This is a genomic window from Arthrobacter sp. I3 (assembly GCF_000520575.1).
GTDB lineage: Bacteria > Actinomycetota > Actinomycetes > Actinomycetales > Micrococcaceae > Arthrobacter > Arthrobacter humicola_A.
In genome coordinates this window covers 8,311-24,775 of record NZ_KI914950.1, presented here as the reverse complement: position 1 = coordinate 24,775, position 16,465 = coordinate 8,311, and the positions used below count along the sequence as shown (strand labels likewise).

At 66.9% G+C, this 16,465-nt stretch carries 16 protein-coding genes; 7 read left to right on the top strand and 9 right to left on the bottom strand.

The annotated features are described in order from the left end of the window. Positions 1-149: 149 nt before the first annotated feature. Together Y706_RS27570 and Y706_RS0118385 are read right to left on the bottom strand one after the other, a co-directional pair. Entirely contained in the window at positions 150-2,078 is a 1,929-nt protein-coding gene (locus Y706_RS27570; RefSeq protein WP_084476236.1) for a glycosyltransferase family 2 protein, read from the bottom strand. Between the two features lie 4 nt (positions 2,079-2,082). Continuing rightward, on the bottom strand, positions 2,083-2,301 hold the full coding sequence (locus Y706_RS0118385; RefSeq protein ID WP_043436451.1) for a hypothetical protein: 219 nt from the start codon (positions 2,299-2,301) through the stop codon (positions 2,083-2,085). Between the two features lie 194 nt (positions 2,302-2,495). Here Y706_RS0118385 and Y706_RS26355 point away from each other — a divergent pair, with 194 nt between their 5' ends. The 4 genes from Y706_RS26355 to Y706_RS28960 all read left to right on the top strand — a co-directional run bounded on the left by Y706_RS26355 (position 2,496) and on the right by Y706_RS28960 (position 6,313). Continuing rightward, a complete protein-coding gene (locus tag Y706_RS26355) occupies positions 2,496-3,461 on the top strand; it encodes a carbohydrate ABC transporter permease (protein ID WP_043436450.1) in 966 nt (321 codons plus the stop codon). Next, entirely contained in the window at positions 3,458-4,396 is a 939-nt protein-coding gene (locus Y706_RS26350) for a carbohydrate ABC transporter permease (RefSeq protein ID WP_084476235.1), read from the top strand. The genes Y706_RS26355 and Y706_RS26350 overlap by 4 nt, the downstream gene beginning before the upstream one ends. After that, on the top strand, positions 4,393-6,069 hold the full coding sequence (locus Y706_RS0118370) for an alpha-amylase family glycosyl hydrolase (RefSeq protein WP_028277756.1): 1,677 nt from the start codon (positions 4,393-4,395) through the stop codon (positions 6,067-6,069). Before Y706_RS26350 ends, Y706_RS0118370 begins: the two co-directional genes overlap by 4 nt. Positions 6,070-6,151: 82 nt before the next feature. Next, positions 6,152-6,313, top strand: coding sequence for a hypothetical protein (locus tag Y706_RS28960; protein WP_156945193.1), 162 nt, complete (start codon positions 6,152-6,154; stop codon positions 6,311-6,313). A 217-nt stretch (positions 6,314-6,530) separates the two neighbouring features. Here the strand turns inward: Y706_RS28960 and Y706_RS30610 are convergent, their stop codons facing one another. The 5 genes from Y706_RS30610 to hisC all read right to left on the bottom strand — a co-directional run bounded on the left by Y706_RS30610 (position 6,531) and on the right by hisC (position 11,051). Beyond that, positions 6,531-6,662, bottom strand: a complete 132-nt coding sequence (locus tag Y706_RS30610) for a hypothetical protein (RefSeq protein WP_275450889.1) — start codon at positions 6,660-6,662, stop codon at positions 6,531-6,533. A 163-nt stretch (positions 6,663-6,825) separates the two neighbouring features. Beyond that, positions 6,826-7,449 carry an OB-fold protein gene (locus Y706_RS26345; protein ID WP_043436449.1) on the bottom strand — a complete coding sequence of 208 codons (624 nt, stop codon included), beginning with the start codon at positions 7,447-7,449 and terminating at the stop codon, positions 6,826-6,828. A gap of 309 nt (positions 7,450-7,758) precedes the next feature. Further along, the gene (locus Y706_RS26340) at positions 7,759-8,292 is read right to left on the bottom strand and encodes a nitrilase-related carbon-nitrogen hydrolase (protein WP_253906830.1); all 534 of its coding nucleotides are present in this window, start codon (positions 8,290-8,292) and stop codon (positions 7,759-7,761) included. A 193-nt stretch (positions 8,293-8,485) separates the two neighbouring features. Continuing rightward, on the bottom strand, positions 8,486-9,898 hold the full coding sequence (locus Y706_RS0118345) for an amino acid permease (RefSeq protein WP_028277755.1): 1,413 nt from the start codon (positions 9,896-9,898) through the stop codon (positions 8,486-8,488). Between the two features lie 55 nt (positions 9,899-9,953). Beyond that, on the bottom strand, positions 9,954-11,051 hold the full coding sequence (gene hisC, locus Y706_RS0118340; RefSeq protein WP_028277754.1) for a histidinol-phosphate transaminase: 1,098 nt from the start codon (positions 11,049-11,051) through the stop codon (positions 9,954-9,956). A 93-nt stretch (positions 11,052-11,144) separates the two neighbouring features. On the opposite strand from hisC, the gene Y706_RS0118335 reads away from it, so the two are divergent. The 3 genes from Y706_RS0118335 to Y706_RS0118325 all read left to right on the top strand — a co-directional run bounded on the left by Y706_RS0118335 (position 11,145) and on the right by Y706_RS0118325 (position 14,430). After that, positions 11,145-11,648, top strand: a complete 504-nt coding sequence (locus Y706_RS0118335) for an Lrp/AsnC family transcriptional regulator (protein WP_028277753.1) — start codon at positions 11,145-11,147, stop codon at positions 11,646-11,648. A 120-nt stretch (positions 11,649-11,768) separates the two neighbouring features. Next, entirely contained in the window at positions 11,769-13,442 is a 1,674-nt protein-coding gene (locus tag Y706_RS0118330; protein ID WP_028277752.1) for a thiamine pyrophosphate-binding protein, read from the top strand. 31 nt (positions 13,443-13,473) lie between these two features. Continuing rightward, a complete protein-coding gene (locus tag Y706_RS0118325) occupies positions 13,474-14,430 on the top strand; it encodes a lipid kinase (protein ID WP_028277751.1) in 957 nt (318 codons plus the stop codon). A 23-nt stretch (positions 14,431-14,453) separates the two neighbouring features. Here the strand turns inward: Y706_RS0118325 and Y706_RS0118320 are convergent, their stop codons facing one another. Both Y706_RS0118320 and Y706_RS26335 read right to left on the bottom strand, forming a co-directional pair. Continuing rightward, positions 14,454-15,620 carry a N5-glutamine methyltransferase family protein gene (locus Y706_RS0118320; RefSeq protein WP_253906829.1) on the bottom strand — a complete coding sequence of 389 codons (1,167 nt, stop codon included), beginning with the start codon at positions 15,618-15,620 and terminating at the stop codon, positions 14,454-14,456. A 274-nt stretch (positions 15,621-15,894) separates the two neighbouring features. Continuing rightward, the coding region (locus Y706_RS26335; protein WP_084476231.1) for a nitrilase-related carbon-nitrogen hydrolase at positions 15,895-16,465 on the bottom strand (571 nt) is incomplete at its 5' end.

The window sequence follows — 16,465 nt, the reverse complement described above, 5'->3', positions numbered from 1 at the left end:
AGGAGCCCCAGGAGCCACGGGTTGCGTGAATAGGCAGCCACCACTACCAAGACGAAGAGCACAGCAAAGCAAGCGGCGGCCGCTTTCTTTTTCGGGGACAATCGCCTAATTCTGCGGAGAGCTAGTTGAAATTTCATTAGCAGGCCATCCTAAACGGGCGGTGTGATGGTAGGTGCGGAATGGGAGGGAACCGGCACCCGGGAGAAGTAGCTGCGCATGACATCGAGCCGGGGGGCGCCCTGCAGGTTCGGCGGGGCACCGATCTGCGGCGGCGGCCGGAACCCATCCCACTGCTCAGCCACACTCTGCAGGAATATGCTGTCCTCCGGATTCCAAGTGTGGCCGCCATGCGAATCGGCTCCGGAGTGCCGGTGCATCATGTAGTTCTGCCCGTGGGAGCGGTAGATGAGTCCGCCGGCTGCCTGGACCGCCTGCAGGAGGCAGCGGTCCACGGCGCGGTGCACCGGCCGCCAGCCCCCGAGTTCGCGCAGCTCGTCCCGGCCGATCATCATGGTGCCGCCGGCCACATGATCCGAGTACTGCTCACCGAGCGGCGGACGGCGGGTGGTGATGTCCAGGTTTTCCAGATACACAAACTCAACCTGCGCCCCCACCAGGGTGGCACCGCTGAAGCCTTTGGCGTGGACGAGGTCCCGGAGGTGGTGCACGCCGTACCAGTCGTCGTCGTCCATCTTGCAGATGAGATCGCCGCTGGCGGCGCCGACGCCGGCGTTGAGCACGTCACCAAAGATCACGTCCGCGGGGACAGAGACAATCTGCAGTTGGCGGGAATAGCTTTCGACGGCGCGCCGGACCTCGGGCAGGTCGGCGTCGAAACCGTGCAGCACAACCACAACTTCCACGGCATCCCAGCTCTGGCGTTCCAGCTGGTCCAGGGCGGATGCCAGTTTCTCGGGGCGCCGGGTGGCCAGGACAACGCTGACGGAAGGTGCGGGACGGAGCGGCTTCCCGAGCTGGCCCAGGACGTTGTTCCAGACGGCGCGGGGACTGTAAAGGTCCAGCGCGGTCCGCCGGAGGTCGATCGACTTGGATTCGCGCAGTACCGGCGCGTCGCCGGTGTCGAACGCCTCCATCCGCTTCAGCAGCGGCTCGCCGAGCATCTCGCGGACGGGGGCGGACAGGGAGCGCGCCAGCGTGGGAACGCCGCCGACGGCGAGTTGGGACAGGCGCCGTGCCAGCTGCCGGTCCAGGCCGTCAAAGCGGGAGCCGTCGATTTCTACGTAACTGTGCGGCCGAAGCGCTGCCAGCCCGGATTCTCCCAGCGCTTTTCCGCCGGCTAGCTCGTGCGGTTCCAGCGTGCGGACCGGCTTGTCCGAGTACGCGAGGAAGCCCAGGGGCGAGATGACAGCGGTATCGACCGGGGGCAGGGCGTTCGCTGGCGGGGTCCAGATTGGCGGCGACACCCGGGCCGGCTGGTCTGCGGTTTGCCGCGCGAACTGCTGCTCGAGCTCCGGCGCGCTCTTGGCGCCACCGAGCACGACGTCCACGGCGTAGATGTCGTCCGGGTCAGGGCCCAGCAGCTGGTCGGTCATGAAGCTGCCCAAGGCGTCGCCGGCGAGCCAGGCTGTGTCGGCCGGGTGCGTGATGCCGACGCGCAGTCCGCTCAGAACCGGCCCTGGCGCAGCAGTAGAGCAACAGGCCAGTGCGGCAACGGCCGCCGAATGGACGGTGACCCACTTGCCGCCCTCAACCACCACGGCGAAGCCCAGCCCGGGAATGGTAAGGGCCGACATGGAGGCCTTCAGCTGTAGGCTACGGGGGGTCCAGACGGAGCATTCGGCGGTCGGGAAATAATCCTTGACCACGAGCACGACCCGATGAGCCCTGCCTTCGCTGCGGAACATTGGCAGAAGTTGCCGGGCCTCGGCCAGCGATTCGGCCAGTACCACGTAGCTGTCCCACCAAAGCTGGTCCGCGGGGACAGCGTGTTCCCAATCGGACCTGCGCTGGGGATCGCGGCGCTGCCAGTCTGTCCGCGCATAGTCCAGCCCCAGTGACAGCGCCAGCTGCGCCACAGAGTGCTGTGGCGGTCCAACCACCACACTTTGAATCTGCATGTTGCTAGTACCCCGGCCTGCCGGCGCGGGCCTTGAGCCGGCCAAGGATGTACGCCGGGCCCTTGCGGGCAATCGCCCGGGCCCGCGAGATCCCGCGGTTCGGGGCGAGGCCCAGTTCCAGCCGCCGGCGTTCCATTTCGGATTTCTTGAGTCGCGATTCGAGGTGACGGATCTGCTGCTCGTAGTCCACGCGGGTTGCGTGGTCTGCAAGGTCCCGGACCACGATGTTCAGGTCCAGGGTGGCTGCGGCACCCTTCCGCAGGTGGAGCTTGGGCTTGGGACGGCGGAAGTCGTGCAGGCCCAGGGCGCTACCGGAAACCCACCGCCCCGCCCGCCGGCGCGCAGACCGGCACGCCCCAACCAGCCAGCCCGCGCAAACGCGGCCACCGCGGCAACCGCACCCCCGGCGAAGGCCGCATGGCCGCGCTGCTGCTCTCCCCCACCATCCTGGTGCTGGCCCTGGTGATCGTGTACCCGCTTCTCGCCGCGGTGCACCAGTCCCTGTTCCGCGCCGAATCCGGACTGGACGCGGACGGCTTCGTCGCCGACGTCGAATCCTTCGTGGGCCTGGCCAACTACGCCGACCTCTTCGTCGGCGAAACCGGGCGGCGCTTCCTCAACGCGCTCGGCAACACCACGTTCTTCACCATCACCACCGTGTTCCTCGAGACCGTCCTGGGCCTCTGCCTGGCCCTGGCGATGAACCGCGCCTTCCGCGGCCGGTCCTTCCTGCGCGCCAGCATCCTGGTCCCCTGGGCCGTGCCCACCGCCGTCTCCGGCCTGCTGTGGCGCTGGATCTTCCAGTCCGATGGCATCGCCAACACCCTGCTCGGCAGCGAAATCCTCTGGACCGCCGAGGGCAACGCCTCCCGCGCGGCCATCATCATCGCCGAAGTCTGGAAGACCGCCCCGTTCATCGGCCTCCTGGTCCTCGCCGGCATGCAGGTCATCCCCGGCGAAGTCTACGAGGCCGCCAAGATCGACGGTGCCGGCTGGTGGCGCCAGCTCGGCTCCATCACCCTCCCGCTGGTCAAGCCCACCCTGCTGGTCGCCGTGCTGTTCCGCATGCTCGACGCGCTTCGCATGTTCGACCTCCCCTTCGTGCTGATCGGCCCCGGCAAGGAATCCGTGGAGACCCTCTCCATGCTGGCCTGGGACGAATCCAACCAGCTCCGCTACGGCTCCGCCTCCGCGTTCGCGATCATGCTCTTCCTGTACGTCGCCGTCGTCGCGATCGTGTTCGTGAAGGTGCTCGGCGCCGACGTCACCGGCGCCAAGGAACTGAAGCTGATGTCAAAGAAGTCCCGTTCCAAGGCACCCCGCACCCGGGCGAACACTGACCGGGCAATCGCTGAACAGAAGAAGGCCGGGGCCACCCGATGACCATCTCCGACCTCCGCAACGCCGCCACCGACTCCGGCGCCCCGGGCGCACCCGGCACCGTCGCACCCGACGCGACTGCCGCCGTCGGCCGCTCCGGTAAGCCGAAAGCGCCGCGCACCTGGCGCTCCTACTCGGTGTACCTGGGCCTGGCGCTGATCTTCGCCTACTGCCTGGCGCCGTTTTACTGGATGCTGGTCTCCAGCCTCCGCCGCACTGCCGACATTTTCGACAACACCCTGCTCCCGGCCCCGTTCTCGCTGGAGAACTACGCCAAGGTGTTCGACGGCTCCACCATGTTCGGCCAGGCCCTGCTGAACTCCCTGATCGTGGCCGGCACCACCACCGTGTTCGCCCTGCTCCTCGGCGTGTTTGCGGCCTACGCGATCTCCCGGCTGAACTTCCGCTTCAAGTCGGTGATCCTGGGTGTCATCATCGCGACGTCGATGTTCCCCGGCATCTCCGTGGTGGTGCCGCTGCTGCGCCTCTTCAGGGACCTCGGCTGGATCAACACCTACCAGGCGATGATCGTCCCCAGCCTGTCCTTCGCGATCCCGCTGGCGGTCTGGAACCTCACCACGTTCATGAAGGCCCTGCCGTTCGACCTTGAGGAGGCCGCCATGATCGACGGCTGCACCAAGTGGCAGGCGTTCCGCCGGGTCCTGCTGCCGCTGGCCGCGCCGGGCGTCTTCACCACCGCGATCCTGACGTTCATCCACAGCTGGAACGAGTTCATCATCGCGCTGTCCATGATCAACGACCCCAAGATCCAGACCGCTACGGTCGCGATCTCCAAGTTCACCGGCGCCACCGAATTCCAGGCGCCCTTCGGCGAGCAGATGGCCGCCGGCGTGATCGTCACCGTACCGTTGGTGACTATGGTGCTGATCTTCCAGCGGCGGATCGTCGAAGGCCTCACCGCGGGCGCGAGCAAGTGAGCCCTGTACCGGGCCCTGTCGAGGAGACCGCCCTCGCGCCCGCTCCTGACCGGTGGCAGTCTGCCGTCATCTACGAGGTCTACCCGCGCTCCTTCGCCGACGGCAACGGCGACGGCGTGGGCGACCTCGCCGGGCTGATCGCCCGGCTGCCGTACATCGCAGCCCTCGGCGTGGACGGCATCTGGATGACCCCGTTCCAGCCCTCCCCGCAGGTGGACCAGGGCTACGACGTGACCGATTACTGCGGCGTGGACCCCCTGTTCGGCACCATGGAACAGTTCGAGTTCCTCCTGGCGAAGGCGCACGCGCTGGGGCTGCGGGTCCTGCTCGACGTCGTCCCCAACCACTGTTCCTCCGAGCACCCGCTGTTCCAGGCGGCCCTCGCTGCCGGCCCGGGCTCCCCGGAACGGGATATGTTCCATTTCGTACCCGGTCCGTTGGGCATGCCCGACGACGACGGCGGCTCTGCGTCTGACGCTGCCGGCTCGGGCGGCTCCGACGTCCCGCCGAACAACTGGCAGAGCGTCTTCGGCGGCCGGGCCTGGAGCCGCGCCAACCCCGATTCCGAGACGGACAAGGACTGGTACCTGCACCTCTTCTCGGCCGGCCAGCCAGACTGGAACTGGCGCAACCCCGCCGTCGGCGATTACTTCGACGGCGTGCTCCGCTTCTGGTTCGACAAGGGCGTGGACGGGCTGCGGATCGACGTCGCGCATGCCCTGTTCAAGGCCGACGGGCTGCCGGACTCGCCCTCCACGGGCGGGGTGGTGGACGGACTGCGATCCAACCCGCAGGTCTCGGACCAGGAGGACGTCCACGAGGTCTACCGCCGCTGGCGCAGCCTCGCCGAGAAATACGAGCCGCACCGGCTGCTGGTGGGCGAGGTCAACCTGGAACCGGCCCGCGCCGCCCGCTACACCCGCGCGGACGAAATGCAGCAGGCCTTCGCCTTCGCGTTCGTGAAGCTCGGCTGGGATGCGGAGGCCTGGGCCACCGTCGGCAACGAGCTCGAGGGCGCCCGTCAGCTCCACGGCGCCGCCCCCACGTGGGCGCTGGAAAACCACGACATCGTCCGCTCCGTTACCCGCTTCGGCGGCGGCGAGCTCGGCAGCCTCCGGGCCCGGGCCGCCCTTGTGGCCCTGCTGGGTCTGCCCGGCGCCGCGTACCTCTACCAGGGCCAGGAGCTCGCGCTGCCCGAGGTCGACGTCCCGGTGGAGGCCCGGGTGGATCCGATGTGGGCCCGCGGCGGCGTCTGCCGCGACGGCGCCCGCGTTCCGCTGCCGTGGACCGAGGAGTCGGCGGCGAACCACGGATTCTCGCTCAGTGAGGCCGCCGCCGAACCGTGGCTCCCGATCCCGGCCGGCTGGGGCACGCACGCCATCGAGCTTCAGGAGCAGGACCCGGAGTCCGTGCTGAACCTCACCAAAGCGGCCCTGGAGCTGCGCCGGCACCTGTGGAAGAACGAGGTGTTCACCGCGGACGACGGCGGCACCTGGCTGGTCGAGGCCGGAAACCTTCTCATCAGCGAACGCAACGCGAAGTTCCTGGTCGCCGTCGCGATGGGAAACGTACCCGTGCCACTGCCGGCTGGCACGGTCTTGCTCAGCGCAGCGCCGCTGGCCGAGGACGGCTGGCTGCAACCGAACAACGCCGCTTGGGTGCTGAGGGGCTGAGCGTTCTGGGCTACTGCGTGGCATCGAACCACTGGTAGTCCCCACAACGGGACTTTGATTAACTGCGCGATGGCGTTGCTGTGTGGCGCTGACGTTCCCTGACTACTTCCTGGCACGAGAGTCTTTGCGGAACGTTTTCTATGGAAATGTTGTCGCAGGCGAGCAACGGAAGCGTGCAGATCTTCGTGATCGCATCCATGTCCGCGGCGACAGGGAACTGCTCGCCACCCTCGACGCCGCCTGATCACCAAGTTCGTCCTCAGGAAAACCGCGCCGGGCGACGATCAGGTTGGTGAACCCCTGGGAAGGTCCACGTTGGACATTTCCCAGGGAACCGGCCGGGATGGTGCCGTAGCCGCCCAAGCCCGCAGTGCCGAGGACGGCGGCACCGGAGTTGGCGACCCGGTATTCGGAGTTGCCAGCCTTCTTCAGGCCGCCTGGGTTGGTGAACTTGGCAATCGCTACCTGCCCGACCGCGGCTGCTTGGTGCCGTTGCCGAACGAGCCCATAATGAAGCCGTCGTTGACGATCGAGAAGCACTCAAGCGTCCCGGCTGCCGAAGCATTCTGGCCGTCCACCGTCACGGAGGACATGCCCGTGTGGCCAGTGACCTTTGAGGTACACGCTTTTTGAGACGTGTCACATGGTGTGCGTTCTCCCCAGTGAAGCTGACTATTCTTCCATGAAAGCAAAATGGTCCAAGTCCGTGCCTGCGTAGAGACACGGACTTGGACCGCCCAAATTAGAGGACTTTGATCAGACGATTTCGCAGCCCTTGATCTCGACACCGAGATCGCCGCCATCCTGGAACATGCCGCGCACCGTGATTGTGCTGTCGGCTGCAACAGCGGCTGCCTGAGTTGCCGATATGTCGTTGCAGTTGACATTCAGGAAGCTGTACTTCTCACCATTGTCCAGCCTCACGACGTACTGGTCCTTGTCAAAGAACTCAGTGTCGACCTTAGCGACGTGGCCGGTGACCTGCAAAGTTTTTCCCTTGTACTTCAGGTCGGCAGCGGCCTCGTTGCTTTCGAAGTCCGCGAGCAGCTTAGCGGCCTCAACTTTCACTACGTCGGGAGCCGCCGCTTTTGCGGGAGCCGCCGCTTTCGCGGGGGCCGCCGCTTGTGCGGGGGCCGCTGGCGCTTGCGCTGCAGCAGGCGCCGCCGCCGAAGCGTCTGTGGAAGGAGAGACGACAGCGGAATTGTCTTTCTTTCCCCCGTTGGAGATTGAGGTGATGATGATGATCACGAGAAGGACCAGCGGGAGAATAAAGCGCTTCTTCTTAAACCAAGGCCGCGATGCCTTGCGATATGCCTTCTCCGCTGCGGCCTGAGCCTTGCCGTCACGCTTGGCGTCCGGAATAGTTTGATTCTCTGTCATGGCAGTTCCTGTCTTACTTATGTGGCTGATTCTCTGGGTGGCTTCTCCGCCCTGCGGTGTCACGAGATATAGCCCTGTGTCAGACCCGACAGATCAATCCCCCACGAGGAACTATAACCACATGGACGCGAAACCTGAGTATTGTCTGGGAATTTCAGGAGAGAGTCCTCTGAAGTAGCAGGAGGGGGACACAGCAAACGTGGATTTGTTACGTCCCACCGCACACCTGAGGACAGAAACGAGCGACATCCCAGCCCCTTTCCTAAGGGCTGCACGCGTGGGGTGCGGCCGACGGAGTCCGCACCGCGGCTACAACAGCCGCCGCTGCCGGAACACCGGGAACGCCTCCCTGACCCGGGCCACCGCCTCAAGCGAGATGTCCACCGCCCGGACACCAGGCTCGAGGCCGAGGTCGGTTTCAATGACCCCCATGGGATCAACCAGAATGCTGCGGCCAACAGAGACCGGCGGGGCCTGACAAACGCCAGCCACGTACACGCTGTTCTCGATCGCGCGCGCGGCGTTCAGCGCCAGCCACTGCTCGGTCTTGTGGTCGCCCGGCACCCAAGACGAGCAGACCAGCAGGACCTGGGCTCCGGCGCCGGCCAGTTGTCTGGCCAACTCCGGGAACCGCAGGTCGTAGCAGGTCATGAGGCCGTAGCTGACTCCGCCGGACTCAAACATCACCGGACTAGTGGACGGACCCGGCTTGATGAATGTCGATTCGCCGAAGCCCTGGGCTTCGAAGAGGTGGCTGTTCCGGTAGAAGGCGAGCCGGGCGCCGTCGGGCCCGAAGGCCATTAGGGTGTTGTAGGCCTTGCCCGGCTCTTCCGAGGTTTCCACTCCAAGTCGGGGTCGACGTAACCGAACACTTTTTGAACAGCTAACAGAAACTCGCTGGTCGGGTATGCCGTCCGGCCCAGGAGCATTCAGCACTTATATCGTCCGGCACCTCTAACGCCAAGGGCGCGCCCGGCCAGACCGGACGCGCCCTCCGCGTGCACCGAACCCGCGATGTGGGTCCAAAGCCCCTGATTCAGTCCATGAGCACCGGGTGCTTATCGCGGTCCTCAGATTCAATGCGGCCCGGAACATTGCCGGAACGGTGGTGAAGCCAGTTGGCCACCGCCAGAAGCGCCACGAGTGCGAACGTGCTCAGGAGCTGGGGGCGGGAATCCTCGCCGATGAAGCCCACCGTGAAGATCGCGGCGAGGATGACCAGACCAAACACCGTGAGCCACGGGAAGCCCGGCATCCGCAGGGGAAGCTCCGTTCCCTCGCGGTCGGCCCGGAGGCGCAGGGCGAGCTGGGCGAGGAGCGCGGAGGTCCACACCAGCAGGCAGGTCGAACCCACGATGTTGAGCAGGACGGGAAGGACCTTCTCGGGGAAAGCCAACTCCAGCACAACCGTGACAACACCGAAGGCAACGCTGGCCAGGACCGCGGCAACCGGAACCCGGGCCTTGGACACGGAGGCAAGCAGGCGTGGTGCCTCACCACGCTCCGCGAGGGAGTACGCCATCCGGGAGGCACCGTACAGGTTGGCGTTGAGGGCGGAGAGCAGTGCCGCTACGGCCACCAGGGTGATGGCGGTGGCCGCGCCGGGCATGCCGGCAGCATCCAGCACCGCAGCGAACGGACTCTTCAGCCCCGCTGACCCCACGGGAACCACGGCCGCGATAACGAAGATCGCACCGATGTAGAAGATGAGGATGCGCCACAGCACCGTCCGGACTGCCTTCTTCACACTGCGGGCCGGCTCGGCGGTCTCGGCTGCCGCCACGGACACGATCTCGGTGCCGCCGAACGCAAATGCCACCACGAAGAGTGCTGTGGCGATCCCGGCGAAACCGTCGGGTGCGAAGCCGGCTCCGGTGAAGTTGGACAGGCCCGGCGACTGGACGCCCGGCAGCCAGCCGAAGAGCAGCGCAGCGCCCACCAGGAGAAACCCGATGATTGCTGCCACCTTGAGCAGGGCGAACCAGAACTCGAACTCGCCGAAGTTCTTCACGCTGGTGAGGTTCACGGCGGTGAGCACCACGATGAACACGAAGGCCATCAGCCATACCGGCAGGGCCGGGAAGATGGTGGCCAGCAGTCCTGCCGCACCGAGCGCTTCGGCCGCGATGACCACCACGAGCTGCAGCCACCAGAGCCAGCCCACCGTGGCACCGGCCACCGGCCCGTAGGCCTTGGCGGTGTAAACGGAGAAGGCGCCGCTGTCCGGGTTGGCGGCGGCCATTTCGCCGAGGGCCCACATCACCAGGATGATGAGGGTGCCGGCCACGAGGTAGGAGATCAGCACGGCCGGGCCGGCAGCCTGGATGCCGGCACCGGAGCCGATGAACAGGCCCGCGCCGATGGCGCTTCCGAGCCCCATCATGGTGAGCTGTCGGGGTTTGAGTGCGGCGCCCAGTGGGCGGCCAGACGTCATTGTCTGTTGTTCCATGAGGAGTCCTCTGGTTTCTTGGTGGAACGGATGGGGTTTCAGGTCAGTCGGTTTCTCAGGCTGCGTGGGCTTCCAAAACCCGGAGCACGCGATCGTTGGAGGCGGGCCCGGCAACGGTGATCCGCACACCGTCCCCCTGGTAAGCCCGGACCAGGATGCCCGTGCGGTCAAACGCGGCCACCAGCCTCGCCTGGAGCGGCTCATCCGCACGGATCCACAGGAAGTTGCCCTGGCTCGCCTGCAGTTTCCAGCCCTGCGCTTCCAGGTGCGCGGCCATCCGGGCGCGCTCCTGCTTGACGGCGGTCACCCGCGCTTCCATCTCCTCCCCGGCGTCCAGCGACGCGATGGCAGCCTTCTGGGCCAGCGCGCTCACCGAAAAGGGAAGGGCGGTCCGGCGCAGTCCCTCAGCAATATCGGGCGCCGCCACGGCGTATCCCACGCGCAGGCCGGCGAGTCCGTACGCCTTCGAGAAGGTGCGCAGGATGCAGACGTTCGGGTACTGGCGGTAGAGCGCCAGGGAATCGGGGCCGCTGCCCGCTTCGGCGTATTCCACGTAGGCCTCGTCGATCACCACAAGGATGTCGGAGCGGACGGACCGCAGGAAGGCCTCGATACGTTCATGGCTGATCGGTACGCCGGTGGGATTGTTGGGGGTGCAGAGCAGGATGACCTTCGTGCGGGCAGTGACGGCCGCGGCCATGGCGTCAAGGTCGTGCCCCTCAGCGCCGTCCAGCGGGATGCGGACCGGCTGGGCGCCTGCCAGCTCCACCAGGATGGGGTAGGCCTCGAAGGAACGCCACGCGAAGATCACTTCATCCCCGGCGTCGCACAGGCCGGTGATGATCTGCTGGAGGACGCCGACGCTGCCGGGTCCCACCGCCACCTCTCCGGCCGTGACGCCGAGGTGGCGGGCCAGCCGTTCGCGGAGTTCGACGGCGGCACTGTCAGGGTAGCGGTTCATCGTACCGGCTGCTGCGGCCACCGCGGCGGCGGCAGCGGGCAATGGTTCGTAATGGCTTTCGTTGCTGGCGAGGGCTGCAATGTCCATGCCGGCGCTGCGCCGGCCCGGGACGTAGGGCGGAAGTCCGGCCACCGCGCCACGAAGGGTGGGGAGCGCGGTGTCCGGTGCGGTCAGGAGCTGATCACGGGTCATGAGGACTGATCATGGTTGTGACCGGGCGCACATTGCAAGATACCCTCAACCCATTGGGACTTCTGCTCAACGTCTACTGTCTGTGGTGAAAATATGACCATCCCGAACCCCCGCACCCTGGATTCCCTCGACGGCAGGATCATCCTGGCCCTCGACAAGGATCCGGAAGCCAGCGCCCTGGCACTCTCGCGGACACTCGGCGTCGCACGGAACACGGTCCACGCCCGGCTGGCACGGCTCGAGCGCAGCGGCGCCCTCCGCTCCTTCAGCCGGAGGCTGGATCCCGCCGCACTTGGCTATGACCTCATGGCCTTCCTCTCGCTGTCCATCAGCCAGACGCGGACGGGCGCGGTGGAAGACGGGCTCGCCGCGATCCCGGAGGTCATCGAGGTGCATGCCACCACCGGGGACGCGGACCTCATGGCCAAGGTAGTGGCACGCAGCACGGCCGATCTCTACCGCATCACCAACGAGATCCTGGAAATCGAGGGGATCCAACGGACCAGCACCGCCATTTCCGTGCTGGAACTCATGCCGCCCCGCTACGACGGCCTCCTGAGCCGGCTCTCCGAGCAGGAATCCCGCCCTTCGCCCTAGGCGCGGGTGATCCACACCACACGTGGGCAGATTTTCAGTTCTAGTCGCAGCTTCCTGCCAAAAATCCCAATCGGCTTCGACGCTCTTGCCTATCTGTGAACCAACCCACAAGATTCCTGCATGACTTCACTTACCGTCTCCGGCCGCGTGGCGCAGGTTCTCAGCAGCTATCTCAGCGATGTCTTCGGCGTGATGGGCAACGGAAACGTCTACTTCCTGGACGCCGCGGAAAAGCTGGGCCTCCGCTTCTCCCCCATCCGCCACGAAGGTGCCGCCATCGCCGCGGCCGACGCCTACTACCGGACGTCAGGACGCCTCGCCGCGGGCACCACCACCTACGGCCCCGGCTACACCAATGCACTCACCGCCCTCGCGGAGGCAGTCCAGGCACAAATTCCCGTTGTGCTGGTCACCGGCGACGCCCCGAGCAGCGGCGCCCGGCCCCAGGACGTGGACCAGGCAGCCATCGCCGCGGGCCTCGGCGCGGCCACCTTCACCGTCACCCGCGACGCCGCGGGCTCCATCACGCAGCAGGCGGTGGAATACGCGCTCACCAAGCGCACCGCCGTCGTGATTGCCATTCCCTACGACCTTGCTGCCCTCGAGGCAGGGGACGAAGAGCTTCCCGCGCCGCTGGAGGCGGCGGTGATTGACGACGTCGACGGCGGCCTGGGGCAGGTAGCCCGGCTGCTCGCCGGGGCGAAGCGGCCGCTGATCCTCGCCGGCCGCGGTGCGCATCTCGCCGGAGCGGGCCCCGAGCTCCGGGAGCTCGCCGACCGCCTGGGCGCGCTGACCGCCGGAACCGCCCTGGCGCTGAACCTGCTCCAGGGAGAGGGATACCTCGGCGTGGCGGGCGGCTTCGGCACGGACACCGCCGCCGGGCTCATGGGTGAGGCCGATGTGGTCCTCGTGGCCGGGGCAAGCCTGAGCCCCTTCACCATGCGGTTCGGGCACCTGCTCGGCCCGGACAGCACCGTCATCCAGATAGACGCCGCCCTGCAGCCGACGCACCCCCGGGTGGGTACGTTCGTCAGCGCGGACGTGAAGTCTGCCGCGGGACGCATCCTGGGGATGCTGGATGGCCCGGCCTCACCGACCGCCAGCCGCCCAGAAGCCTGGCGCGCGGAAGCCCGCAAACGCCTGGCCGAGGGACCGGGCCACCAGGCAGGCTCCGCGGAGACCCCGGACGGCCGGCTGGATCCGCGCTCCCTTGCCACGGCACTGGATGCGGTGCTGCCGGAGCGCCGCACGGTGGTCCAGGACGGAGGGCACTTCGTCGGCTGGGCACCCATGTACTGGCGCATCCCGAGGCCGCAGGACCTGGTCATGGTGGGGACCGCCTACCAGGCCATCGGGCTCGGCCTTGCCAGCGCCGTCGGGGCAGCCCGCGCGGTAGAGGACGGCCGCACCCTGGTGCTGGCCTCAGGCGACGGCGGTTTCCTGATGGGCCTGTCCGACCTCGAATCGCTCATCGGCGCGGCCACCAGCGCCGTCGTCGTGATTTACAACGATGCCGCCTACGGAGCCGAAATCCACCAGTACGGCTCCCAGGGCCTGACCGAAAAGCCCATGCTGATCCCCGAGGTGGACTTCAGCGGCATCGCCCACGCGCTCGGTGCCGAGTCGGCGATCATCCGCTCACTGGCGGACCTTTCCGCGCTCACGGACTGGATCGACGCCGGCGCGAAGGGAACCTTCGTGGCCGACTGCCGGATCACCTCGAGCGTCCGGGCCCCGTGGCTGAGCGAGTGGATGGCGGCGTCGCAGGCCGCGAAGGCGGCGGTGGCGGGCTGAATTCACAGGTCCGCGGCCTAACATGGCCCACATGAAGGCTGCCCGGGACGTCCGCTCTGCCGCCGTCGTGATCAACGCCGGATCACGCCGAGGGGCGGCACCCGTTCTTGCCGCGGACACGATGCGCAAGGCGGGCGTACCCATCTCCTCCGTGTACCACGTGCTGTCCGGGGCAGACCTGGCCGGGACGCTTGACCGGGTGCTTGCGGACGGGCACGACCTGGTGGTTGTCGGCGGCGGCGACGGGACGGTGTCCTACGCCGCCGGCCGGGTTGCCGGCACCAACGTGGTGCTCGGCGTTCTTCCGCTGGGCACCGCCAACGATTTCGCCCGCACTCTGGAGATACCCAACAATCTTGCCGAGGCGTGCGCCACCATCGCCGAAGGGAAGGTGGTGGACATCGACCTCGGCCGGGCCAACGGCGAGCCATTCCTCAACGTCGCGTCCGTGGGCCTGTCGGTGTCTGTCACCGAAGCTCTCAGCCCCCGCCTGAAGCGGTACATCGGGCCATTGGCGTACAGCATCGCCACGCTGACGGCTTATGCCCGGCACAAGGCGTTCCGGGCCCGCCTCGAGTTCCCCGACGGGGACCACGAGCCGATGGAGCTAGACGACCTGCTCCAGGTGGCCGTGGGCAACGGCCGGCATTACGGCGGCGGCAACACTGTCTCCCCCACGGCGGGGATCGACGATCACACCCTTGACATCTACGCCATCCTGGCCGGGCCCGTCCGGGAGCACGTGAGTATCGCGCGGCTGCTCAAAGACGGAAGCTTCATCAAACACGACCGCGTGTACCACCTGACCACTAGGCGTGTCCGGCTGGTCACCGAACAGCCGCTGCCAGTGAACCTCGACGGCGAGATCGCCACCACCACGCCGGCCGACTTCACCATCCAGCGCAACGCCGTCCACGTGGTGGTGCCGCAGAGCAGCACCAGCGCGCTGTTCGACGGACCGGGAGCCGCGGGCGGGCCGCCGTCGTGATTCCCGACGGCGGAAGGTTGTGACTATCGGGGAACAAGCCGCCACAGGGACGTGACCTCGGCCGCGCGCGCCTCGAACAGAGGATCGTCCCGGTCCGATGCCTTCGGATGCGTTGGCTTGGTGTCCAGCCGTTCCATAACCTTCAGCCCGGCCGCCTCGATGGTGGCCAGCAGATCCTCACGCGACCGCAGGCCAAGGTGCTCGGCCAGGTCGGAGAGGACCAGCCAGCCCTCCCCGCCCGGTTCCAGATGGTCGGAGAGTCCGTTCAGGAAGCGGAACAGCATTCTGCTTCCGGGGTCGTAGACGGCGTTGTCCAGGGAGGAATGCGGAGTGGCCGGAATCCAGGGAGGGTTGCATACGATGAGGGGTGCCCGTCCGGGCGGGAACATGTCGGTCAGGACGGCCTCGGCACGGTCCTGGACGCCGAGGTTACGGAAATTCTCAGCGGCGCAGGCGATTGCACGCGGTTCATTGTCCGTCGCCACCACGCGGTGGACGCCACGGCGCGCGAGGACGGCAGCGAGCACCCCGGTGCCGGTTCCGACGTCGAACGCCAGCGTGTCAGAGGGAAGCGCAGCGGCGGCCACGAGATCCACATACTCGCTCCGGGTGGGGAAGAACGTGCCATAGCGCGGGTGGATGCGGCCCTGCAGGGCATCGACGAAGACACCATTACGTCGCCACTCGTGGGCGCCAATGGCCCCGACAAGCTCATGCAGGGACACAACGGAAGGTTCGCCGATAGCACCGTACGCTTCAGCGGCGGCCTGCCGGATGTCCGGTGCGCGGCGCAGCGGCACGACCGGGCCCGGATCAAGAGGTATCAGCAGCAGGCCGAGAACGCGTGCGCGATGCGAGCGGGACTGGCGGTGCCGATAGAACTTATCGGCCGGAGTTGCTGCGGTCTCTTTCTTTCCGGCGCCGATTCGCCGGTCCAGGGCGTTGAGGATCTGCCGTGCGTTGTGGAAGTCACCGTGCCAGAGCATCGCGATCCCCTGTGACGCCATCCGGTTCGCATCATCGGCCGTGAGGGAGTCGGAGACCACTTCGATGCGCGTCGGCGCCGGTCTGCCGTTCGCCGAACGCCATCGCGCCGTCATGCTCTCACCAGCCTCGGCCCAGGTCACGACGGCGGGATCATCCACCGCAACTCCGCGTGAGGGCTTGAGGACCGACGTCGGGATTCCCACGGGAGCTGGCGTGTCCGTAGTGATAAAGATCCATTCCAAGCGTCAGAGAAGCCGATCGGCGACTGACGATTGCGGCGGTGATTCCACGACGTGGATGGCTGCGGCCCAGAATTCCGGACCGTCATCCGGCCGCGAACCGAGCGTGGTTGATGGCCGCTGTAGCCATTCAACCTGCCTTGTCAGGATACAGGTGTGCCGTGGCCGCCGCCCGCCGCCCGCCTACTATTTGGCTTTTCCGGGCAGATTTGCATGCTCGTTACAGGACTCAGTCTGACTACAGCCGACGCTGCCGGAACATCGGGAACAACTCCCGTACCCGGTCCACCGTCTCAAGCGAGACATCCACGGCCCCAACGCCAGGCTCCAGCCCGAGGTCCGCCTCAACCACTCCCATCGGACCGACCAGAACGCTTCGCCCCACCGAGACCGGCGGGGCCTGGCAGACTCCGGCCACATACACGCTGTTCTCGATGGCGCGCGCCGCGTTCAATGCCAGCCACTGCTCGGTCTTGTGGGTGCCCGGCACCCAGGACGAGCAGACCAGCAGGACCTGGGCGCCGGCGTCGGCCAGCGATCTGGCCAGCTCCGGAAACCGGAGGTCGTAGCAAGTCATGAGCCCAAACCGGCCTCCCCCGGACTCGAACACCACCGGATCAGTGGACGGACCCGGCTTGACGAACGTCGACTCCCCGAAACCCTGCGCATCGAAGAGGTGGATTTTCCGGTAGAAGGCGAGCCGGGCGCCGTCGGGCCCCAAGGCCACCAAAGTGTTGTACGCCTTGCCCGGTTCCTCCGAGGTTTCCACCACGCCCGCCACCAGCGCTATGCGGTGGCGGCGGGCGGTG